Raw genomic sequence first — 22,535 nt, 5'->3', positions numbered from 1 at the left:
GTCGGGATGCGGCGATGGCGGACGGCAGTCACCGTGGGCGCGGCGCTGGCGCTGGCGCTCGGCGGCTGTGCCGCGCCCGCCCGAGTGGACCGCGACCTGATCGACGACTGGCCCGCGTTCGCCGCGCCTGTCGGTTTCGTGCCGAAGTCCGGCGCCTGCCACCCCACAGTCGCCGACGTCGGCTACCTCAGCGGCTACCAGCCGGTCGACTGCGCGACCCCGCACCGCACCGAGACGCTGCACGTGGGCACGATGACCGGCGCGGAGGCGGAGCGTTCCGCGCCGCCGCGTACCGGCTCGGCCGGGATGCGCGCCGCGCACGCCGACTGCGCCCGGCAGGTCACCCGGGCCGTCGGCGCGGACTGGCGCGGCGGGCGGCTGCGCCTGGCGGTGGTCTTCCCCTCGGCGCTCGCGTGGTCCGGCGGGGCCCGCTGGTACCGCTGCGACGTCGCCGAGATCACCGATCTGGACGAGGGCGCCGTGGCCCAGCGCACCGGCAGCCTGCGGGGCGCGTTGAAGCCCGGCTCGAAGCTGGCGCTCGGCTGCTTCAACCCGAAGCTGAGCAAGGACGAGGTGCAGTCGATGCGGCCGGTGGCCTGCACCTCGCGGCACCACGCCGAGTTCGTCGGCGTCTACCAGGCGCCGGACATCAGCTACGCCGAGTTCGAGCGCACGCCGCTGCGCACGCACAAGGCGTGCCGCGGCCTGATCGCCAGGTACGCGAAGCTGCCGAACGACGGCAACATGCAGTACCGGGCCGGCACCATCATCTACCACCCGTTCGAGGAGCAGTGGCGTGACGGCGACCGGGGCGTGCAGTGCTTCCTGTGGGTGTCCGAGCGTTCGCTGACCCGGTCGGTCAAGGGCGCGGGCGCGAAGGCGCTGCCGATCACCTGAGACCCGGGCGGGGCGGGCCGGCGCCCACCCCGCCCGGGACCGCTCAGCCGACCTGCAGCGTCACGTCGTCCACGACGAAGCTGGTCTGCAACGAGGAGTCCTCGACCCCGGTCCACTTCAGCGTGACCGTCTGGCCGGCGTACGAGGCCAGGTTGAAGGTGCGCTGGGTGTAGCCGGTGGCCTTGTTCAGGTTCGAGTACGTGGCCAGCGTGGTCGAACCGACCTGCACGGTGAGCTTGTCGTACGCGGTCGAGCTGGTCGTCTCGGCCGTGTCGATGTGCAGCCAGAACGAGAACGTGTAGCTGCTGCACCCGGCCGGCAGCGTGACCGACTGGGACAGCGTCTCGGTCCGCGAGGAGCCGTACCCGTTCATCCACGCCTTGTACGACCCGGTGCGGGCCGCCTGCCGGGAGTCGTTGGTGATGACGCCGGAGCTGGCCGTCCACGGCGTGGTGCCGGACTCGAAGCTGCTGTTGCCGATGAGCTGGCCGCCGGTGCAGCCGCCGCTGCCGCCGGTCACGGTGATCGTGTAGCTGGCGGTGCGGGTGGCCGAGCCGGTGCCGGTCACGGTGAGCGTGAACGTGCCGGTGGTGGCCGTCGACGAGGCGGTGACCGTCATGGTGGCCGAGCCGCCCGAGGTGACCGACGACGGGCTGAAGCTCACCGAGACGCCGCTCGGGGCGCCGCTGGCGGACAGCGCCACGGTCTGCGCGCTGCCGGCGGTGGTGGCGGTGCTGACGGTGGCGGTGGTGGAGCCGCCCCGGGCGACGCTGCCGGCCGTGGGGCTCACCGAGACGGAGAAGTCGTTGGACGGGGTGCCGCCGCCGACCGCGAGCTGCCAGATCGCGTACGCGACGCCGTCCGCGGCCCGGTTGAGGATGGTCGTGTTGATGTTGCTGGTGTTGTCGCAGGAGCGGTGGTAGCACCCGTCGTACGCCGCGCCCGCGGTGCCGCCCCACTTGCTGGCCTGCGCCGAGCTCTTGGTGTAGCTGGCGCCGGCCGCGTAGCCGGAGGTCTGGATGCCGGCGTTGGCGAACGAGTAGTCGTCCGAGCGGCCCTGCCCCTCGGTGTTCTCCTCCGGCGAGATGCCGAACGAGTCCCAGTACGCCTTCAGCGGCGCGGCGGTGGCCGAGGTGATCCGGTTGATGAAGTAGCCGCCGTTGGGCGAGCCCACCATGTCGAAGTTGTAGTAGCCCTTGATGTAGCCGCGCTGGGTGGAGCTGAGCTGGTTGACGTAGTGCTTGGAGCCCTGGAGGCCCTGCTCCTCGCCGTTCCACCAGGCGAACCGGACGCGCTTGGTCATGGTCGGGTTCTGCGCGGCCAGCACCAGCGCGTTCTCCAGCAGCACCGACGAGCCGGAGGCGTTGTCGTTGATGCCGGGGCCGGCGGCGACGCCGTCCAGGTGCGCGCCGAACATGACGACCTGGTCGGAGGGGCCCTGCGGCCACTCGGCGATCAGGTTGTTGCCCGGGTAGGTGCAGGTGGAGCAGTTCTGCTCGGTGACCGTGTAGCCGGCGGCCTGGAGCTTGCCCTTGACGTAGTTGACCGACGCCGTGTAGCCGGCCGAGCCGGAGCGCCGGTTGCCGCCGTTGCTGGTGGCGATGGAGTTGAACTGGGTGAGGTGGGCCTGGATGTTGCTCAGGGAGACGTCCGGCGCGGCGAGCGCGGCGACGGCCGGGGCGGGGGCGGGGGCCGGAGCGGGCGCGGCGGAGGCGGTGCCGGCCAGGCTCGCCGTCGTCAGGGTGGCGACGAGGGCGAGCGCGAGGCTCGTGGTCGGCGTTCTGCGTCTCATGGAGACTCCTCGTGGGGGTTCGGCGGGCGGGGGTGCCGGGACCGGTGATCGGAACAGTTACATGTATCGATCGCACAGTCAACGGGCTGTCACATCCCACCGACCCCCTCCCCCCACCGGGATGCCGCACACGCTCCATCCCTCCCCATTTCGGCGCATGACGATCAAGGAGTTCGTGTCCGGGCACGGCGGCCCCGGGACGCGAACTCCTTGATCGACTGCGGAGAGAGTGGGTCAGACCCGGCGCAGGACCGCCAGGAACATGGCGTCGGTGCCGTGGCGGTGCGGCCAGAGTTGCACCGTGGGACCGTCACCCAGCCCCGGCATGCCGGCCGGCAGCAGCGGCCGCGCGTCGACGAAGTCGACGCCGAAACCGCACCGCCGGGCCGCCTCGGTCACCGTCACGTGCGTCTCCACCACGTGCGGCGAGCACGTCACGTACGCGACCAGGCCACCCGGCCGGACCGCCCGCAACGCCGCGGTGAGCAGTTCCCGCTGCAACCGGGTCAGCGGCGGCAGATCCGACGGCTGGCGGCGCCACCGCGACTCCGGGCGGCGGCGCAGCGCGCCCAACCCGGTGCACGGCGCGTCCACGAGCACCCGGTCGAAGTGCTCCTCCGGCAGCTTCGGGTCGCTGCCCACGCTGCGCCCGTCGGTGTTCAGCACCGTCACCGGCAACCCACGGGTGGCCTGTTCGACCAGCCGCGCCCGGTGCTCGGCCACCTCGACCGCTGTCAGCCGGGCACCACGGATCGCGGCGAGCGCGCCGAGCAGGCCGGACTTGCCGCCCGGGCCGGCGCACAGGTCCAGCCACCGGCCGTCCGGCCCGTCCAGCGGTGCGGCCGCCAGCGCGTCCGCCACCAGCTGGGAACCCTCGTCCTGCACGTGCGCGCGGCCGTCGGCCACCGCCGGCAGGTCACCCGGCGCGCCGCCGGGCAGGTAGACCGCGTACGGCGAGAACGCGCCGGGCGCGCCGCCCACCTCGTCGGCGAGCGCCACCGGATCCGCCAGACCGGGCCTGGCGCACAGGTGCACCGGCGGGCGCTCGTTGTCCTCGATGAGCAGCCGGGTCGTCTCCCCCATGTCGCCGCCGAGCGCCTCGGCGAACGACCGCACGATCCACTGCGGATGGCTGTACGCGAGCGCGAGGTGCCCGATCGGGTCGGTCTCCTCGGCCGGGGCGATCTTCGCCACCCAGGCGTCGGCGTCCCGGCTGGTGATCTCCCGCAGCACCGCGTTGGCGAACCCGGTGGCGCCCGGCCCCACCGACCGGACCAGGTCCACGGTGGACGACACAGCGGCGTGCGCGGGCACCCGGGTGTGCAGGATCTGGTACGCCCCGAGCCGCAGCGCGTCGCGCACCGGCGGGTCGATGCGCTGCACGTCCCGCCCGGCCGCGTCGGTGACGATCGCGTCGAGTGTGCCGGTGTGCCGCAGCGTGCCGTAGGTCAGCTCGGTGGCGAACGCGGCGTCCCGGCCGGTCAGCCCGGCCTCGCGCAGCATCGCCGGGAGCACCAGGTTGGCGTACGCGTCGTCGCGGTGCACCGCCGCGATCGCCTCGTACGCGATCTGCCGGGGCAGGTCGACGGCCGGACGGGCCGGACGCCCGCCCCGCCGGTCCCCACCGAACCGGTCCCCGCCTCGCCGGTCACCGCGCTCACGGTCACCGCGCTCACGGTCACCGCGCTCACGGTCACCGCGCTCACGGTCACCGCCGAACCGGTCGCCGGCACGCCGGTCCGCGGCGGGCCGGTCGGCACGCTGCCGGTCGCCGCGCTCACGGTCGCCGAAACGGTCGCCGCCCCGACGCTCGCCACCGGGCCGGTCGCCGTGCTCGCGCGCGTACCCCCGGGCACGCTCGCCCTCGACGGGCCGGTCCGGGCGCTGCGGCCCCGTCACGCGAACACCTCGCCGGCGGTGACCCGGGCGCCGCGCGCCCAGTCGCCGGCGGGCATGGCCTTCTTGCCGGCGGCGCGCACCTCGCCGAGGCGCACCGGCGTGGTGGCGGTGCCGACGAGCACGCCGGACTTCTCCACGTGCAGCTCCCCCGGCTTCAGCTCCGGGCCGTCGGCCAGCGGCGTCACCGGGCCGAGCTTGACCCGGTCGTCGCGGAACGTGGTCCACGGGCCGGGCGCGGGCGTGCAGGCGCGGATGCGCCGGTCCACCGCGAACGCGGGGTCGCCCCAGCGGACCCGGGCGTCCTCCACCGTCAGCTTCGGGGCGAGCGAAACCCCGTCGGCGGGCTGCGGGACGGCCCGGGCGGTGCCGGCGCCGATCGCGTCGAGCACCGCGACCAGCAGCCCGGCACCGGAGTGCGCGAGCCGCTCCAGCAGGTCACCGGAGGTGTCGGCGGGACGGATCTCGTCGGTGACGGTGCCGTAGACCGGGCCGGTGTCCAGCCCCTCCTCCAGCTCGAAGACGCTGGCCCCGGTCAGCTCGTCGCCGTGCAGCACGGCGTGCTGCACCGGTGCGGCGCCGCGCCAGGCGGGCAGCAGCGAGAAGTGCAGGTTGATCCAGCCGTGCCGGGGGATCTCCAGCGCCACCGGCGGCACCAGCGCGCCGTAGGCGACCACCGGTACGCAGTCCGGCGCCAGCTCGCGCAGCCGGTCGAGGAACTCCGGCTCGCGCGGGCGGGCCGGGGTGAGCACCTCGACGCCGTGCGCGTCGGCCCACGCGCCGACCGGCGAGCGGACCAGTCCCCGCCCCCGCCCGGCCGGGGCGTCGGGGCGGGTGACCACGGCGAGCAGCTCGTGCCCGGAGGCGGCGATCGCGTCCAGGGCCGGTACGGCGACAGCCGGCGTGCCGGCGAAGACCAGGCGCATCCGGGTCACCGCCCCAGGCCGAACGGGTTGCCGGCGGCGTGCGGGCTGAGCTTGACGGTGGGCGGCGCGGCCTGGTCGTACCACTCGGCCTGGCGGATCGCCTTCATGGCCTCCTTGCGACCGGCCGGGTCGAGCCGGTCGACGAAGAGGACGCCGTCGAGGTGGTCGGTCTCGTGCTGCACGCAGCGGGCCATCAGGCCGGTGCCGACGATCTGCAACGGGTCGCCGTAGCCGTTGAAGCCCTTGGCGATCACGTTCTGCCGACGCTTGGTGTCGAAGTAGAGCCCGGGGATGGACAGGCAGCCCTCCGGGCCGTCCTGTTCCTCCTCGTCGGGGAACTCCAGCACCGGGTTGACCAGGTGACCGAGGACGTCGTCGACGTCGAAGGTGAACACCCGCAGGCCCACCCCGAGCTGCGGCGCGGCCAGGCCGGCGCCGCTCTGCTCGCGCATCGTGTCGGTCAGGTCGGCGATCAGCTTGCGCAGCTCGGCGTCGAAGTCGACGACCGGGTCGGCCGGCGTGCGCAGCACCGGATCGCCGAACAGACGGATGGGCTGGACGGTCACTCGGCGTGGCTCCTTGTCTGGGTCGAACGATGCCCGTCCAGTCTACGGAGTCGGCCCGGCCGCCCCGGGTGGCGTACCGGGAACGGTGACCGGGGACGCTTCGCGCCCCACGCTCACCGGCAGCGTGGCGTGGCCACGCAGGGTGAGCCGGGCCCGCCGCTCGGGCCGCCCCGCCACTGCCAGCCCGGGCAGCCGGCGCAGCAGCAGCGGGAACGCCACCTGCGCCTCCAGCCGGGCCAGCGCCGCGCCGAGGCAGTAGTGCGGCCCGGCGCCGAAGGACAGCGGATGGACCTGCGCCCGCCACGGGTCGAAGCGGGCCGGCTCCGGATAGCGGCGCGGATCGCGGTTGGCCGCGCCGAGCATCACGATCACCCAGCTCTCCGGCGGCAGGTCGACGTCGCCGTGCCGGGACGGCGCGGTGCTCATCCGCGAGGTGAGCTGCACGGGCGAGTCGTAGCGCAGCAGCTCGTCGACGTAGGCGGGCGCGAGGTCGGGCCGCTCGCGCAGCGCCGCCGCGGCGCGCGGATGCTCCAGCAGCGCCACCAGGCCGTTGCCGAGCAGGTTGGTGGTGGTCTCGAAACCGGCCACCAGCAGCACGATCAGGTTGGCCAGCAGTTCGTCGCCGGAGAGCCGGTCGCCGCCGTCGTGGGCCTGGACGAGCGCGGTGGTGAGGTCGTCGGCCGGGGCCCGGCGGCGGGCCGCCACCAGCTCGGTGAAGTAGCTCCGCAGCTCGGCCGCGCCCCGGTCGGCCACCGCCAGCTCGTCGGCGGTGATCTCCGGTTCGAGCACGCCGGTCAGGTCGGTGGCCCAGCGCCGGAACAGCGGCCGGTCCGCCGCCGGCACGCCGAGCAGCGCGCAGATCACGCCGACCGGCAGGGGGTACGCGAACGCGGCCATGAAGTCGACCGGCCCGTCGGCGGCGAGCATCGCGTCGACGAGTTCGTCGGCCTGCGCCTGCACCACGTCGCGCATGGCGGCGATCCGGCGCGGGGTGAAGGCGCCCGCGGCCAGCCGCCGCATCCGGCTGTGGTCGGGCGGGTTGGTGCGCAGCATCGACCGGGAGATCGACAGCACCGCCGGGCTCTCCCGCCAGCCGGGCATGAACTGGTCGCGCAACGCGTCGTCCATCACACCGAACCGGGCGTCGCGCAGGATCGCGTCGGCCTCCGCGTAGCCGGTCACCACGTAGAAGACCGGCCCGGCCTGGACCACCGGGCCGTGCGCGCGCAGCCGCTCGTACGTCGGATAGGGGTCGAGACGACCCTCGGGGGACATCAGCAGCGCGAGCGCGTCGGTCGGATCCACGATTCCGCCTCCCCAGGCATCGGAGGCCTTCATCATGCTCCGGCGCGCCGGATCGGGTGAACCCGTGACGGCGAGGTGGCGGTATCGCGCGCGGTCAGGCGCCGGCGCCCGGCTCCCCGGCGAGCACCGGGCCGCCGCCGAGCAGCGCGTGCTCCGGCAGCGGCAGCGTGATGCCGTGCGCGTCCTCCCAGTCGTGGATCAGCCCCGGGCGCGCCTGCGCGGTGAAGAAGTCGACAGCGCTGATGCCGCCGACCACCGGCTCCTCCACCTCGGCGACCAGCCGGGCCGGGACCATCGGCAGCCCGGCGCGCACCGCCGCGCTGAGCCGCCGGTGCCCGTCCACCACGAAGAAGTACTCGCCGGTGTAGCCGATGCTCAGCGGCTCCGGCTCGCCGACGCTGCCGGCCGCCTCGGCGGCGGCCTCGGAGTCCCAGAGGCCGCGTAGCGTCGACACGTCCTCGGTGGGGTACACCCGGGTCGGGTCGAGCAGCAGCAACGGCTGGCCGGCGCGCAGCACGTCCGCCCCCAGGCGGCCCTCGTAGACGTCGATGACGTGCGCGATGACCTGCTCCGGGTCGGCCCGCGTGGTGTCGCAGACCAGGTCGTAGTTGCGCAGGCGGGCCTTGTCGACGCCGTACCGGACGATGAACCGGCTGCGCTCGCTCTCGCTGCGCTCACGCAGCTTGGCCCGCGCCTCCTCCAGCGAGGTGTAGCTCTCGGCCGGGCCGGACGGGCGGGCCAGCACCCGCCGGGCCGCCTCGGTCGGCTCGGTGATCATGTGCACCTTGAGCGCGTCGGTGAAGAAGTGCCAGGCCAGGCGGGAGTCCATGACCAGGGACTCGCCGGAGGCGGCGATGTCGCGCTGGAGCTGGTCGACGTAGCCGTCGACGGCCTGGTCCAGCTCGGCGTGCAGGTTGAGCTGGAGGGCGGTCATCTGCCGCTCCTGGGCCATCTGGCGGTAGAGGTCGCCGACGCTGACCCGGCGCAGCCCGAGCCGCTTGGCGATCTCGACCGAGACGGTGCTCTTGCCACTGCCGAGGTCACCGTTGAAGACGATCGACTGACGAACGGTCACGACTGGTCCACCCCTGCTCACCGGCTGACTGACGACATCGAGTGTCGGCCCGACGTGCTCTGGCACCCGCCGCGCCGCGTCCCGCGCGGGAAACCGCGCGGCTGGGCATGACGGGCGATGCTATCACCGCCCGCTACCCGATTGCCGGACCAGGTGTGCGGCAAACCCCAGCTCACGACCGTGCGCGAGGGTGCGCGTGCGCACCGTCACGCGGGTCGCGTCCGATCAGAACAGCGTGAGCGGGTCGACCTGGAGCCGTACCGGGTCGGCCGCCTTGCGGGCGCTGCGCCGCCCGGCGGCGGCGTGCAGCGCCTCGGCCATCGCGGCGGCCCGGGACCGGGGCACGCGCACCAGCATCCGCTCCCGGCCCTCGTCGGCCGGCACCGGGCCGAGCACCTCGGCGTCGCCCGGCAGCCGGGCGCCGGCGAACAGGTCGGCCACCGCCTCGGCCGCGCCGGTGACGCTCGCCATCCGCACCGCCGGTGGGAAGCCCAGCTCCCGCCGCTCGGCCAGTTCCCGGGCGGCGAACCAGGCGGAGTCCCAGCGCAGCAGCGCCTGCACGGGCGCGAGCGCGCCGTCGGCGACCACCACGACCCGGCCGCCGGCCGTGCCGGGCCGGGCCAGGGCGGCGGCGGCCATCCACCGCCGCAGCGCCTCCTCGCCGGCCCGCAGGTCGGCCCGGGTCAGCAGCGCCCACGAGTCGAGCAGCAGCACCGCGCCGTAGCCGCCCTCGGCGACCGGCTCGGCGCCCGGGGTGGCGATCACCAGCCCGGCCCCGGCCGGCACCGTCGCCAGCACGTCCTCCCGGCCGGACGTCCGCACCGGCACGCCCGGGAACGCCCGGCCCAGCTCCTCGGCGGTCCGCCGGGCGCCGGTCACCGACGCGCGCAGCCGCCGCCCGCCGCACTCCGGGCAGGCGTACGCGGCGGCCACCCGCCCGCACCAGCGACAGGCGGGCGTGCCCTGCGCCGACGGCAGCGCGAGCGGCCCGGCGCAGTGCGGACAGCGGGCCGGGGCGCGGCAGTCGGCGCAGGCCACCGACGGCACGTACCCCCGGCGCGGCACCTGCACCAGCACCGGCAGGTCCGCGCGCAGCGCGTCCCGGGCGGTGGTCCAGGCCAGGCTCGGCAGCCGCGCCGAGGCCGCGCCGGGATCGCGGGCCAGTTGCGGATCGTCGCCGGTGGGCGCCATGGCCGGGGTACGCGCACGCACCACCGCCCGGTCGGCCACCACCTCGCGCGCCCAGCCGGTCTCCACCAGCAACTGCGCCTCGGCGGTCCGGGCGTACCCGCCGACAAGGGCGGCGATGTCGCCGAGCTGGGCCCGGGTGAGCAGCACGTCCCGGGCGTGCGGATAGGGCGCGCGCGGTTCGGCGTGCAGGTCGTCACCGTCGTCCCAGATCGCCACCAGGCCGAGCCGCCGCACCGGGGCGAACATCGCCGCCCGGGTGCCGATGACCACGTTCGCCTCGCCCGTCCGGGCGGTGAGGAAGGCCCGGTAGCGGCGGGCCGGGCCGTCGGCGGCGGTGAGCCGGACGTGCCGTCCCGCGCCGAGCACGGCGGTCAGGGCGGCGTCGAGGCGGTCCAGGTCACGGGCGTCGGCCACCACGACCACGGCCCCCCGGCCGCCGGCCACCGTGGCGGCGACCGCGTCGGCGTACCGGTCGGCCCAGTCCTCCCCCGGCAGCGCCGACCAGACCGCGCGGGCGGGCTTGCCGTCGGTGAGCGCGCGCAGCAGCGCCGGCCCGGCCGGGTAGTCCCGCCAGCCGCGCGGGTCCACCTCCGCCCGGCCGCCCGCGTCGGCGGTGTTGCCGGCGGGCGCGGTGTCGCCGACGAGGGCGCTGCCGCCGGCGGGTTCGCTGCCGCCGGCGGGCGCGGGCGCGTCGGTGGGCGACGCGTCCGCCGCCGTGACGGCCTTCTCGGCGCGGGCGTGCCGGGGCGGCACCGCCAGCCGGAGCACGTCGGCGAGACTGCCGGCGTACCGGTCCGCGACCGCCCGGGCCAGCCGGGCCACCTCCGGCGAGAGCACCGGCACCGGGGACACGACCTTCTCCAGGTACGCCAGCTTCGGGTGCTCGGACGACTCGGCGCGCTCCAGCAGCCAGCCGTCGACGAGCTGCCCGGCGAACCGCACCTTCACGCGTACCCCCGGCCGGGCGTCGGCGTCGAGCGCCTCCGGCACCAGGTAGTCGAACGGGCGGTCGAGGTGGGGCAGCGGCACGTCCACGCAGACGCGCGCGACCGGCGACCCCTGCGCGGGTCGCCGGTCGCGGCGCGTGGTGGCGGTCAGGCTCCCGCGGCCGACTTGAGGTCGGCGGCCCGGTCGGTGCCCTCCCAGGTCAGCTCCGGCAGCTCCCGGCCGAAGTGGCCGTACGCGGCGGTCTGCTGGTAGATCGGGCGCAGCAGGTGCAGGTCCCGGATGATGGCGGCCGGACGCAGGTCGAACACCTCGGCCACGGCCTTCTCGATCGAGGCGACCGGCACGGTCTCGGTGCCGAACGTCTCGATGAACAGGCTCACCGGGTGCGCCTTGCCGATCGCGTACGCGACCTGCGCCTCGCACCGCTCGGCCAGCCCGGCGGCGACCACGTTCTTGGCCACCCAGCGCATCGCGTACGCGGCCGACCGGTCGACCTTCGACGGGTCCTTGCCGGAGAACGCGCCGCCGCCGTGCCGGGCGTACCCGCCGTACGTGTCCACGATGATCTTCCGGCCGGTCAGGCCGGCGTCACCCATCGGGCCGCCGATCTCGAACCGCCCGGTCGGGTTGACCAGCAGCCGGTAGCCCTCGGTCTCCAGGCCGAGGCCCTCCAGCTCCGGCGCGATGACGTGGTCCCGGATGTCCGGGGTGAGCAGCGACTCCAGCGAGATGTCCGCCGCGTGCTGGCTGGACACGACGACGGTGTCGAGCCGGACCGGGCGCAGCCCGTCGTACTCGATGGTGACCTGGGTCTTGCCGTCCGGCCGCAGGTACGGGATCGTGCCGTCCTTGCGGACCGCGGCGAGCCGGCGGGCCAGCCGGTGCGCCAGCGCGATCGGCAGCGGCATCAGCTCGGGCGTCTCGGAGCAGGCGAAGCCGAACATCATGCCCTGGTCACCGGCGCCCTGCGCGTCCAGCGCGCTCTCCGACCCACCGGTACGCAGCTCGAAGGCGTTGTCGACACCCTGGGCGATGTCCGGCGACTGGGCGCCGATGGACACGCTGACGCCGCAGGAGGCGCCGTCGAAGCCCTTCTTCGACGAGTCGTAGCCGATGCCGAGGATGGTCTCCCGGACGATGGTCGGGATGTCGGCGTACGCCTTGGTGGTCACCTCGCCGGCCACGTGCACCTGACCGGTGGTGATCAACGTCTCCACCGCGACCCGGCTGTGCGGGTCCTGGGCGAGCAGCGCGTCGAGAATGCCGTCACTGATCTGGTCGGCGATCTTGTCCGGGTGGCCCTCCGTGACCGATTCGGACGTGAAGAGACGTGTCACGGCACTCCTAAGCATGTGAAGACTTTTAAAGGTCGCTCGGCGGCAGTTTAGTCATCATCGTTCCGCCGCGACCCGGTGAACGCGGGTCGACCAACCGTCAGGAACGCGACGGCAACCGCTGACAGACGAGGTCCCAGACGGCGTCGGCCAGGGCCTCCTTGGGTTGCTCGGGCAACCGGTGCACGGCGCCGTCGGCGCCGATCACGGTGGCCGCGTTTGTGTCGGCGCCGAAGACCTTGTCCACGCCGACCTCGTTGACGACGATCATGTCGGCCCCCTTGCGGGCCAGCTTGGCCCGGCCGTTGGTCTCCGCGTCGTCGGTCTCGGCGGCGAAGATCACCAGCACCTGCCCGGGACGACGGACGCGCCCCAGCTCGGCGGCGATGTCCGGGTTGGTGACCAGCTCGATGGTGGGTGCGACCCCGTCGTCGGACTTCTTGATCTTCCCGGTGGCGTAGCTGGCCGGCCGGAAGTCGGCGGGCGCGGCGGCCATCACCACGGCGTCCGCGTCGGCGGCCGCCGCGAGCGTGGCGGAGCGCAGCTCCTCGGTGGTGCCCACCCGGACCAGGTCCGCCCCGGCCGGGTCGGGCAGCGCCACGTTGGCCGCGACGAGCGTGACCCGGGCGCCCCGGGCCACGGCGGCGCGGGCGAACGCGTACCCCTGCTTGCCGGACGACCGGTTGCCCAGGAACCGGACCGGGTCCAGCGGCTCGCGGGTGCCCCCGGCGGTGACCACCACGTGCCGGCCGGCCAGGTCGGCCTCGGCCTCGACGCCGCGGGCGAGCGCCCGGCGGGCCACCGCGAAGATCTCGGCCGGGTCGGGCAGCCGGCCCTTGCCGGTGTCCCGCCCGGTGAGCCGGCCCACAGCGGGCTCGATCACCCGGACGCCCCGCGAGCGCAGCGTGGCCACGTTGGCGACTGTGGCCGGGTGCTCCCACATCTCCGTGTGCATCGCCGGGGCCATCAGCACCGGGCAGCGCGCGGTCAGCAGCGTGTTGGTGAGCAGGTCGTCGGCGAGGCCGTGGGCGGCCTTGGCGAGCAGGTCGGCGGTGGCCGGTGCGACCACGACCAGGTCGGCGTGCTGCCCGAGCCGCACGTGCGGCACCTCGTGCACGTCGGACCAGACGTCGTCGGCAACCGGCCGGCCGGACAGGGCCGCCCAGGTCGGCGCCCCGACGAAGCGGAGCGCCGAGGCGGTCGGCACCACCCGGACCCGGTGACCCGACTCGGTGAAGAGCCGGAGCAGCTCACACGCCTTGTAGGCGGCGATGCCGCCGCCGACCCCGAGGACGATCTCGGCGGGCATCGGCGCGGGCGCGGTTACGGCTGGTCGGTCGGCTCGGCGGTGAGCAGGCCCGCGTTGATCTCGCGCATGGCGATGGAGAGCGGCTTCTCCTGCGGGGTGGTCTCCACCAGCGGGCCGACGTACTCCAGGAGGCCCTCACCGAGCTGGCTGTAGTAGGCGTTGACCTGACGGGCGCGCTTGGCGGCGAAGATGACCAGCGCGTACTTCGAGGTGGTCTTCTCGAGCAGCTCGTCGATCGGCGGGTTGGTGATGCCCTCGGGGTTGGTGGCGATGGATCCCACGAATTAAACCTCTGCGTCTCGTGCGCCGCCCGCGGGCGGTCGGGCCGGAGCCAGGAAGGACGAACCGAGCAATCCTACCAGCTCGGCCGCGGCGCGCTCGGTGTGGTCGTGTGCCACGGCGTGGGCGAAGACCGCCGCCACGTCCGGGTCGGCCCGGTACGCCGGCGGCGCGAGCAGCACCAGCCGGGCGCCGGGCGCCGCCGCCCGCACCGCCAGCGCGCCGGCCAGGTCCAGCGGCAGCAGCACCGGCCGTCCCTCGGCGAGCCGCGCCCGCACCCCGGCCCGGGGCACGCCCCGGCGGTACGGCCCGATCCGGCACCACTCCAGCAGCTCCCCGGCGGCGATCAGCCGGTCGAAGGCGGGCGCGTCGAGGAAGACGCGGTCCACGCCGTCACGCTCGTCCGGACGGGGTGGGCGGGTGGTGGCGACCACCGGCACCCAGACAGACGCAAGGCGCGCCCGGACCGCCTCGACGACACTGTTCCGGCCGGCCCCGGAGGGACCGGACAGGACAGTGAGCCGAGCTGCCGAGCGCGCCTCGTCATCCGTGCTCACCGCTTGTTTCTACACGGCGGACCGTTCAGTTGGCGGCGAACTCTCCGAGCAGAGCCTTGCGCTGCTGCTCGCCGAGGCCGCGCAGGCGACGGCTGTCCGCGATCTTGAGCTTCTCCATGATCTGGGTGGCCCGGATCTTGCCGATGCCCGGCATCGCCTGGAGCACGGCCGAAACCTTCAGCTTGCCCACGACGTCGTCGGACTCGGCCCGCTCGAGGACGGTGGCGAGGGTGGTCTTGCCCTGCTTGAGCTGCTCCTTCAGCTCAGCGCGGGCCTTGCGGATCTCCGCAGCCTTCTCCAGCGCGGCAGCGCGCTGCTCGGGGGTCAGTGACGGGAGCGGCACCAGTTCTCCTCAGGTCCCTAGTACGGCGGGCTGAGCGCCCCACCGCATCTGTGAAACGTGGTGTCGCTGGCAACCAAAGGGGTCCGTGGTTCCCAGCGCGGGGAAAACTAGCGGTCAACGGAGATTTCGGCAACGTGGACGCGCGATGATCAACCCAAAGTGACCGAGCCGTCAGTCAGTCCGCCGCGCCCAGGGCGGCCCGGCAGTCGGCCAGCACCCGCTCGGTGGCGGCGCGCAGGCCGGCCGGGTCCGGGCCCGCGCCGAGCACCTCCCGGGAGTACGAGGGAAGCACCGACGGAAGCGCGGCGCCGAACACGGTACGCAACCCGGCGGGCGTTCCGCCCTGCGCGCCCAGCCCCGGCGCGAGCAGCGGACCGTTTACCGAGTCCAGATCGTGACCCGTCTCACCAACCGTCGCGCCGACCACCAGACCGAAGCTGCCGAGCGGCTCCGCACCCCGGTTGAGCTGGGAAATCTCGTCGATAACGGTCTGCGCGACGGTGCGCCCGTCGGCACCCACGGCGCGCTGGACGGAGGCACCCTCCGGGTTGGAGGTGAGCGCCAGGACGAAGACCCCGCCACCGTGCTCGGCGGCGGTGGAGAACATCGGGGCGAGCGAACCCACTCCCAGGTAGGGGCTCGCGGTGACCGCATCGACATACAGAGGGCTGGATGGATCGAGGTACGCCGAGGCGTACGCGGCGACCGTCGATCCGATGTCGCCGCGCTTGACGTCAAGCAGAGTGAGCGCTCCCAAATCTCGCAACTGTCGGATAGTTGACTCAAGCACACCCACGCCCCGGGCGCCGAAGCGCTCGAAGAACGCCGACTGCGGCTTGACCACGGCGACCCGGTCACCGATCGCCTCCACCACAGTGCGGCAGAACCGCTCCAGGCCCGCCACGTCGTCGGACAGGCCCCAGGCGGTCAGCAACCCGGGGTGCGGGTCGATCCCCACGCAGAGCGGCCCTCGTTCCGCCACGGCCCGGTGCAGACGGGCGCCGAACGTCTCCATCGCGTCTCTCCCTCTCCCGGCGGCTCCGGGCCGCCTGGCGTGTGCGGCGACGGGCCTCCCGTCGCGCCCTGTCGAACCCGGCCGGGCTCAGCCGGCCTTGACCGCCGCGGCCACCCCGGCGGCGATCCGCGCCACGTCCGCGGCGTCGCAGACGTACGGCGGCATCGTGTAGACGAGATCCCGGAACGGGCGCAGCCACACCCCCTCGGCCACCGCGGCGGCGGTCGCCCGCGGCAGGTCCACCTCGTGGTCGAGCTGCACCACGCCGATCGCGCCGAGCACGCGTACGTCGGCCACGCCGGGCGCGTCCCGCAACGGCGCCAGGCCGGCGCGCAGGCCCTCGGCGATGCCCGCCACCCGTCCCGCCCAGTCCTCGGCCCGCAGCAGGTCCAGGGAGGCGTTGGCGACGGCGCAGGCGAGCGGGTTGCCCATGAACGTCGGCCCGTGCGCCAGCACCCCGTCGGCTGAGATGGCCCGCGCCACCTCGGGGGTGCACAGCGCCGCGGCGAGCGTCAGGTACCCGCCGGTGAGCGCCTTGCCGACGCAGAGCACGTCCGGGGTGACGCCGGCGTGCTCGGCGGCGAACATCCGGCCGGTGCGGCCGAAGCCGGTGGCGATCTCGTCGAAGACCAGCAGGATGCCGTGCCTGCGGGTCACCTCGCGCAGCACGCGCAGGTAGTGCGGGTGGTGGAACCGCATCCCGCCGGCGCCCTGGACCACCGGCTCCACGATCACCGCGGCCAGCTCGTCGGCGTGCCGCTCCACCGCCGCCACCAGCGCCGCCTCGTACGCCGGGTCCGGCGCGGCGTCGAAGCCGGGCGGCGGCACCGGCGCGAACACCTGCCGGGGCAGCACGTCGCCCCAGAGGTGGTGCATGCCGCCCTCCGGGTCGCAGACGCTCATCGGGTGGAACGTGTCGCCGTGGTAGCCGCCCCGCCAGGTGCCCAGCCGGCGGCGCTGCGGGCGTCCCAGCGCCCGCTGGTACTGCAGGCACATCTTCACCGCGACCTCGACGCTGACCGAGCCGGAGTCGGCCAGGAAGACGTGTTCCAGGCCGTCCGGGGTCAGCTCGACGAGCGTGCGCGCCAGGCGTACCGCGGGTTCGTGGGTGAGCCCGCCGAACATCACGTGGCTCATCCGCCCGAGCTGGTCGGTCACCGCGGCGTCGAGCACCGGGTGCCGGTAGCCGTGGATCGCCGCCCACCACGACGACATGCCGTCGACCAGCTCCCGCCCGTCGGCGAGCCGCAGCCGCACCCCTTCGGCGCTGTCGACGACGTACGGCGCGCTCGCGGCCGGCATGGCGGTGTACGGATGCCACACGTGCCGCCGGTCGGCCTCCAGGATCTCCTCGGGCGTCACGTCTCCTCCTTCACCCCCGCTCCCCTCCCCCTCTCCCCCGCGATCTTGCAGTTGCCGCCCCGGCCGCGCCCGGAATGAGGCGGTGTGCCGGGGCCGGAAGTGCAAGATCGCGGGGGTGGAGGGGTGGGGTCAGGGTCGGGTGGTGCGGGTTATGGCTCTCGTGAGGGCGGGGCCCCGGTAGATGAAGCCGGTGTAGAGCTGGAGCAGTGCGGCGCCGGCGTCGAACATGCGGGTGGCGTCGTCGGGGTGCAGGATGCCGCCCACGCCGATCACCGGCAGCCGTCCCCCGGTCTCCCGGTGCACGAAGGCGACCACGTCCCGGGCCCGGGCGGTCAACGGCCGGCCAGACAGCCCGCCGGCCTCGGCGGCGCGCTCCCGGTCGGCCGGGGCGAGCCCGTCCCGGGCGAGCGTGGTGTTGGTGGCGATGACCCCGGCCGCGCCCCGGTCGAGGCACACCTCCAGCAGCTCGGCCACGGCCGGCTCGGTCAGGTCCGGGGCGATCTTCACCAGCACCGGCTTCTCCCCCACCAGCGCGGCGAGCAACGCGTCCAGATGGGAGCGGTCCTGAAGCGACCGCAGTCCGGGAGTGTTCGGTGAGGACACGTTCACCGCGAAGTAGTCGCCGTGCTCCTTGAGCGCCCGGTAGGAGGCGAGGTAGTCCTCGACCGCCTCGTCCAGCGGGGTCACCTTGGACTTGCCGAGCGAGATGCCCAGCGGCACGCCGAGCGGGCGCGGCAACGCGGCCAGCCGGTCCGCGAGCGCCGCCGCGCCCGCGTTGTTGAAGCCCATCCGGTTGATCACCGCTTCGCTGTCGCGCAGCCGGAACAGCCGGGGCCGGGGGTTGCCCGGCTGGGCGTGCGCGGTCACGGTGCCGACCTCGACGAAGCCGAAGCCCAGCGCCGGCCAGGCCGGCAACGCGAGTCCGTTCTTGTCCATGCCGGCCGCCAGCCCGACCGGGTTGGGGAAGCGCACCCCGAACACCGTGCGCGGCGCCGACCGGAAGTACGCCGCACGCAGCGCCGCGAGCACCGCCGGCTGCCGGGACACCGCGGCGAGCCGCTCCAGCGTCCACTCGTGCGCCCCCTCCGCGTCCCCGCCCGCGAGCGAGAACAGCCGGGGCCGCACCACCTTCTCGAAGATCACGCCCCGGCCCTCCGCCCGGTCCGGCCGATCTCCCCGTTGATCATGAGGTTGGCGGCGATGTGGATCTCCATATCCGCCGCCAACCTCATGATCGGCGCGGTCGGGCGCGCTGTCACTCGCCCGCCCGGAGGGCGGCGTGGAGGTCCTGCAGCGGGCGGACCTTCAGGTCGCCGTTGATGCGGGCCTCGATGCCCATGACGGCCGCCGCCGCGCCGGGGACCGTGGTGACGCACGGGATGTCGGCGCTCACCGCCGCGCTGCGGATCTCGTACCCGTCGGAACGGGCGCTCGCCCCCGAGCCCTGCGGCGTGTTCACCACCAGCGCCACGTCGCCGCCGAGGATCAGCGACACCGCGTCCGCGCCCTCACCCGACTCGTAGTGCTTGCGGATCTGCTCGCAGGCGATGCCGTGCCGGCGCAGCACCTCGGCCGTGCCGGTGGTGGCCACGATCTCGAAGCCCAGGTCGGCCAGGCGCTTGATCGGGAAGATCATGCCGCGCTTGTCCCGGTTGGCGACCGAGACGAAGATCTTCCCGGCGGTCGGCAGCGACCCGTACGCGGCGGCCTGCGACTTGGCGAACGCCTGACCGAAGCCGGTGTCGATGCCCATCACCTCGCCGGTGGACTTCATCTCCGGGCCGAGCAGCACGTCGATGCCCTTGCCGGACGGGGTGCGGAACCGCTTGAACGGCAGCACCGCCTCCTTGACCGCGATCGGCGCGTCGGCCGGCATGGTGCCGCCGTCGCCGGTGGGCGGCAGCATCCCCTCCGCACGCAGCTGCGCGATGGTGGCGCCGAGCGCGATCCGGGCCGCCGCCTTGGCCAGCGGCACCGCTGTGGCCTTCGAGACGAACGGCACGGTACGGGAGGCGCGCGGGTTGGCCTCCAGCACGTAGAGCATGTCGCCCTGCAACGCGTACTGGACGTTGAGCAGGCCGCGCACCCCGACGCCGCGGGCGATCTGCTCGGTGTAGTGCCGCACCTGGGCCAGGTGCGAGCCGGCCAGGGTGATCGGCGGCAGCGCGCAGGACGAGTCGCCGGAGTGGATGCCGGCCTCCTCGATGTGCTCCATCACGCCGCCCAGGTAGACGTCGCCGTCGGCGTCCACGAGCGCGTCCACGTCGATCTCGATGGCGTCGTCCAGGAACCGGTCCACCAGCACCGGGCGGTCCGGCGAGATGGCGGTGGCCCGGCCGATGTAGTCGCGCAGCGTGGCGTCGTCGTAGACGATCTCCATGCCGCGCCCGCCGAGCACGTACGAGGGGCGGACCAGCACCGGGTACCCGATCTCGTCGGCGATCGCCTTCGCCTCGTCGTACGAGGTGGCCATGCCGTGCGCGGGCGCGCGCAGCCCGGCCCGGGCCAGCACCGCGCCGAACGCGCCGCGCTCCTCGGCCAGGTGGATCGACTCCGGCGAGGTGCCCACGATCGGCACGCCGGCGTTCTTGAGCCGCTGCGCCAGGCCGAGCGGGGTCTGCCCGCCGAGCTGCACGACCACCCCGATGACGCCGGGGCCGCCCGCCTCCTTGCCGGAGGTGTCCTCGGCGTGCCAGACCTCCAGCACGTCCTCGAACGTCAGCGGCTCGAAGTAGAGCCGGTCGGCGGTGTCGTAGTCGGTGGAGACGGTCTCCGGGTTGCAGTTGACCATCACGGTCTCATAGTCCACGTCCCGGAGAGCCTGGACCGCGTGCACGCACGAGTAGTCGAACTCGATGCCCTGCCCGATCCGGTTCGGTCCCGAGCCCAGGATGAGCACCTTCGGCCGGGCCGAGGGCGCCACCTCGGTCTCCGAGTCGTACGTCGAGTAGTGGTACGGCGTGGTCGCCTCGAACTCGGCCGCGCAGGTGTCCACCGTCTTGTAGACCGGCCGGACGCCGAGCCGGTGCCGCAGCGTGCGGACGCCGTCCTCGGCGGCCAGCTCGGGACGCAGCGCGGCGAGCTGCCGGTCGGACAGGCCGGCCCGCTTGGCCCGGCGCAGCAGGCCGGCGTCGAGCACCGGCGCGTCCACGATCTCGGCGCGCAGCTCGACCAGCGAGGCGATCTGGTCCAGGAACCACGGGTCCATCCCGCCGGACGCCTCGGACACCTCGGCGATCGACGCGCCGAGGCGCAACGCCCGCTCGACCGTGTAGAGCCGGCCGTCGTGCGGGGTGCGCAGCGCCGCGAGGGTGTTCTCCCGGGTCGCGCCCTCGGGATCGGGGACGGTCCAGAAGCCAGATGACTTGGTTTCCATCGAGCGCATCGCCTTGTTCAGCGCCTCGGTGAAGTTGCGGCCCAGGCTCATCGCCTCGCCCACCGACTTCATGGTGGTGGTCAGCTCCGGGTCGGCGCCGGGGAACTTCTCGAACGCGAACCGGGGGATCTTCACCACCACGTAGTCGAGCGACGGCTCGAACGCCGCAGGCGTCTTCAGCGTGATGTCGTTCGGGATCTCGTCGAGCGTGTAACCGATGGCGAGCTTCGCGGCGATCTTCGCGATCGGGAAGCCGGTGGCCTTCGACGCCAGCGCCGAGGAACGCGACACGCGCGGGTTCATCTCGATCACGACGATCCGGCCGTCGGCCGGGTTCACCGCGAACTGGATGTTGCAGCCGCCGGTGTCCACACCGACCTCGCGCAGCACCGCGATGCCGAGGTCACGCAGCCGCTGGTACTCCCGGTCGGTGAGCGTCATCGACGGCGCGACTGTGACGCTGTCGCCGGTGTGCACGCCCATCGGGTCGACGTTCTCGATCGAGCAGACCACCACCACGTTGTCGTGGCGGTCGCGCATCAGTTCGAGCTCGTACTCCTTCCAGCCGAGCACGCTCTCCTCGATGAGCACCTCGTGCACCGGGCTGGCCGCCAGGCCCGAACCGGCGATGCGCTCCAGGTCCTCGTCGGTGTGCGCCATGCCGGAGCCCAGGCCGCCCATGGTGAACGACGGCCGGATGACCACCGGCAGGCCCAGCTCGGCGACCGTCTCGCGGACCTCGTCCATCGAGTGGCAGACCCGCGACCGCGGCACCAGCGCGGACGGATCCTCCAGGCCCAGCCGTACGCCGGCCTTCGCGACGATCTCCTTGAACAGCTGCCGGTCCTCGCCCCGGTTGATCGCCTCGATGTTGGCGCCGATCAGCTCGACGCCGTACTTCTCCAGCACGCCCGCCTCGTGCAGGGCGACAGCGGTGTTCAGCGCCGTCTGCCCGCCGAGCGTCGGCAGCAGCGCGTCGGGGCGCTCCTTGGCGATGACCAGCTCGACGAACTCCGGGGTGATCGGCTCGACGTACGTGGCGTCGGCGAACTCCGGGTCCGTCATGATCGTCGCCGGGTTGGAGTTGACCAGGCTGACCCGGATCCCCTCGCTGCGCAGCACCCGGCAGGCCTGGGTGCCGGAGTAGTCGAACTCGCAGGCCTGTCCGATCACGATCGGCCCGGAGCCGATCACCAGGACGTGCTTGAGGTCGGTCCGCTTAGGCATTCGTGCGCCCCTCGATCAGCTCTGCGAAACGGTCGAAGAGGTAGTCCGCGTCGTGCGGGCCGGCCGCCGCCTCCGGGTGGTACTGGACGGTGAAGGCGGGCACGTCCACGGCCCGCAGCCCCTCGACCACGTTGTCGTTGAGGCAGACGTGTGACACCTGGACGCCGCCGAACTCGGTCTGGATCACCTGGTCCGGCACCACGGCGCCGTCCCCGGCGCCCGGCACCTGCACGGCGAAGCCGTGGTTGTGGCTGGTCACCTCGACCTTGCCGGTCGCCCGGTCGAGCACCGGCTGGTTGATGCCGCGGTGGCCGTACCCGAGCTTGTAGGTGCCGAAGCCGAGCGCGCGGCCGAGGATCTGGCTGCCGAAGCAGATGCCGAACAGCGGGATCCGCCGGGTCAGCACCTCCCGGGCCAGCGCCACCGGGCCGTCGGCGGTCGCCGGGTCGCCCGGGCCGGGCGAGAAGAAGACCGCGTCCGCGCCGGTGGCGAGCAGGTCCTCGATCGTCGACCCGGCGGGCAGCACGTGGGTGGTCACGCCGCGGGCGGCGAGCCGCCGCGGCACGTTGCGCTTGATGCCCAGGTCCACAGCGGCCACCGTGAACCGGTGCTCGCCCTGCGCCTCGACCACGTACGGCTTGGCGGTGGTCACCTCGTCGGACAGGTTCGCGCCGACCATCTGCGGCGAACGGCGCACCCGCTCCAGCAGGGCGGCCGGGTCGTCCTCGACGCTGGAGATGCCGACTCGCATCGCGCCGCGCTCGCGCAGGTGCCGGGTCAGCGCCCGGGTGTCCACCCCGCTGATGCCGACGACGCCCTCGGCGGCGAGCCGGTCCTCCAGGCCGCCGCCGGCCCGCCAGTTGGAGCTGATCCGGGCCGGGTCGCGCACCACGTACCCGGCCACCCAGATCCGGTCGGACTCGTCGTCCTCGCCGTTGACGCCGGTGTTGCCGATGTGCGGCGCGGTCTGCACCACCACCTGCCGGTGGTACGAGGGGTCGGTGAGCGTCTCCTGGTAGCCGGTCATGCCGGTGTTGAAGACCGCTTCGCCGAAGGTCTCCCCGACGCTGCCGTACGCCTCGCCGTGGAACGTGCGCCCGTCCTCCAGGACGAGGATCGCCGATCTACGCTTCACCA

18 protein-coding genes are annotated in these 22,535 nt (G+C 73.8%); 1 reads left to right on the top strand and 17 read right to left on the bottom strand.

The window, feature by feature from the left end; all coding sequences use genetic code 11:
* Nucleotides 1-6 precede the first annotated feature (6 nt).
* On the top strand, nucleotides 7-897 hold the full coding sequence (locus Q3W68_RS15860) for a septum formation family protein (protein WP_302906140.1): 891 nt from the start codon (nucleotides 7-9) through the stop codon (nucleotides 895-897).
* 43 nt (nucleotides 898-940) lie between these two features.
* On the opposite strand, the gene Q3W68_RS15855 is transcribed toward Q3W68_RS15860, so the two are convergent.
* The 17 genes from Q3W68_RS15855 to carA form a co-directional block, all read right to left on the bottom strand.
* Nucleotides 941-2,689, bottom strand: a complete 1,749-nt coding sequence (locus Q3W68_RS15855) for a M28 family peptidase (RefSeq protein ID WP_302906139.1) — start codon at nucleotides 2,687-2,689, stop codon at nucleotides 941-943.
* Between the two features lie 234 nt (nucleotides 2,690-2,923).
* Entirely contained in the window at nucleotides 2,924-4,588 is a 1,665-nt protein-coding gene (locus tag Q3W68_RS15850) for an RsmB/NOP family class I SAM-dependent RNA methyltransferase (RefSeq protein WP_302906138.1), read from the bottom strand.
* Nucleotides 4,585-5,511 carry a methionyl-tRNA formyltransferase gene (gene fmt, locus Q3W68_RS15845; RefSeq protein WP_120573849.1) on the bottom strand — a complete coding sequence of 309 codons (927 nt, stop codon included), beginning with the start codon at nucleotides 5,509-5,511 and terminating at the stop codon, nucleotides 4,585-4,587. The genes Q3W68_RS15850 and fmt overlap by 4 nt, the downstream gene beginning before the upstream one ends.
* 5 nt (nucleotides 5,512-5,516) lie before the next feature.
* Complete coding sequence (gene def / locus Q3W68_RS15840) at nucleotides 5,517-6,077, bottom strand: peptide deformylase (RefSeq protein ID WP_043324943.1); 561 nt, start codon at nucleotides 6,075-6,077, stop codon at nucleotides 5,517-5,519.
* A gap of 42 nt (nucleotides 6,078-6,119) precedes the next feature.
* A complete protein-coding gene (locus Q3W68_RS15835) occupies nucleotides 6,120-7,382 on the bottom strand; it encodes a cytochrome P450 (protein ID WP_302906137.1) in 1,263 nt (420 codons plus the stop codon).
* 94 nt (nucleotides 7,383-7,476) lie between these two features.
* Nucleotides 7,477-8,457, bottom strand: a complete 981-nt coding sequence (locus Q3W68_RS15830; protein WP_302906136.1) for an AAA family ATPase — start codon at nucleotides 8,455-8,457, stop codon at nucleotides 7,477-7,479.
* A gap of 225 nt (nucleotides 8,458-8,682) precedes the next feature.
* Entirely contained in the window at nucleotides 8,683-10,683 is a 2,001-nt protein-coding gene (locus tag Q3W68_RS15825) for a primosomal protein N' (RefSeq protein WP_302906135.1), read from the bottom strand.
* Nucleotides 10,684-10,742: 59 nt separating this feature from the next.
* Complete coding sequence (gene metK, locus Q3W68_RS15820) at nucleotides 10,743-11,948, bottom strand: methionine adenosyltransferase (RefSeq protein WP_030271053.1); 1,206 nt, start codon at nucleotides 11,946-11,948, stop codon at nucleotides 10,743-10,745.
* 82 nt (nucleotides 11,949-12,030) lie between these two features.
* A complete protein-coding gene (gene coaBC, locus Q3W68_RS15815) occupies nucleotides 12,031-13,239 on the bottom strand; it encodes a bifunctional phosphopantothenoylcysteine decarboxylase/phosphopantothenate--cysteine ligase CoaBC (RefSeq protein WP_302906134.1) in 1,209 nt (402 codons plus the stop codon).
* A gap of 14 nt (nucleotides 13,240-13,253) precedes the next feature.
* Nucleotides 13,254-13,520, bottom strand: a complete 267-nt coding sequence (gene rpoZ / locus Q3W68_RS15810) for a DNA-directed RNA polymerase subunit omega (protein ID WP_013285517.1) — start codon at nucleotides 13,518-13,520, stop codon at nucleotides 13,254-13,256.
* 3 nt (nucleotides 13,521-13,523) lie between these two features.
* The gene (locus Q3W68_RS15805) at nucleotides 13,524-14,075 is read right to left on the bottom strand and encodes a guanylate kinase (RefSeq protein ID WP_302906133.1); all 552 of its coding nucleotides are present in this window, start codon (nucleotides 14,073-14,075) and stop codon (nucleotides 13,524-13,526) included.
* Between the two features lie 25 nt (nucleotides 14,076-14,100).
* On the bottom strand, nucleotides 14,101-14,418 hold the full coding sequence (mihF, locus tag Q3W68_RS15800) for an integration host factor, actinobacterial type (protein ID WP_013285515.1): 318 nt from the start codon (nucleotides 14,416-14,418) through the stop codon (nucleotides 14,101-14,103).
* A gap of 175 nt (nucleotides 14,419-14,593) precedes the next feature.
* Nucleotides 14,594-15,433, bottom strand: a complete 840-nt coding sequence (pyrF, locus tag Q3W68_RS15795; RefSeq protein WP_302906132.1) for an orotidine-5'-phosphate decarboxylase — start codon at nucleotides 15,431-15,433, stop codon at nucleotides 14,594-14,596.
* 87 nt (nucleotides 15,434-15,520) lie between these two features.
* On the bottom strand, nucleotides 15,521-16,795 hold the full coding sequence (locus Q3W68_RS15790) for an adenosylmethionine--8-amino-7-oxononanoate transaminase (RefSeq protein ID WP_302906131.1): 1,275 nt from the start codon (nucleotides 16,793-16,795) through the stop codon (nucleotides 15,521-15,523).
* A 129-nt stretch (nucleotides 16,796-16,924) separates the two neighbouring features.
* Nucleotides 16,925-17,938, bottom strand: coding sequence for a quinone-dependent dihydroorotate dehydrogenase (locus Q3W68_RS15785; protein WP_302906130.1), 1,014 nt, complete (start codon nucleotides 17,936-17,938; stop codon nucleotides 16,925-16,927).
* A gap of 112 nt (nucleotides 17,939-18,050) precedes the next feature.
* Nucleotides 18,051-21,398 carry a carbamoyl-phosphate synthase large subunit gene (gene carB / locus Q3W68_RS15780; RefSeq protein ID WP_302906129.1) on the bottom strand — a complete coding sequence of 1,116 codons (3,348 nt, stop codon included), beginning with the start codon at nucleotides 21,396-21,398 and terminating at the stop codon, nucleotides 18,051-18,053.
* A complete protein-coding gene (gene carA, locus Q3W68_RS15775) occupies nucleotides 21,391-22,533 on the bottom strand; it encodes a glutamine-hydrolyzing carbamoyl-phosphate synthase small subunit (protein WP_302906203.1) in 1,143 nt (380 codons plus the stop codon). The genes carB and carA overlap by 8 nt, the downstream gene beginning before the upstream one ends.
* Nucleotides 22,534-22,535 lie beyond the last annotated feature (2 nt).

The sequence above is a fragment of the Micromonospora sp. C28ISP2-4 genome, assembly GCF_030519385.1.
GTDB classification, from domain to species: domain Bacteria; phylum Actinomycetota; class Actinomycetes; order Mycobacteriales; family Micromonosporaceae; genus Micromonospora; species Micromonospora tulbaghiae.
This window is presented reverse-complemented; position numbering and strand designations above follow the sequence as displayed.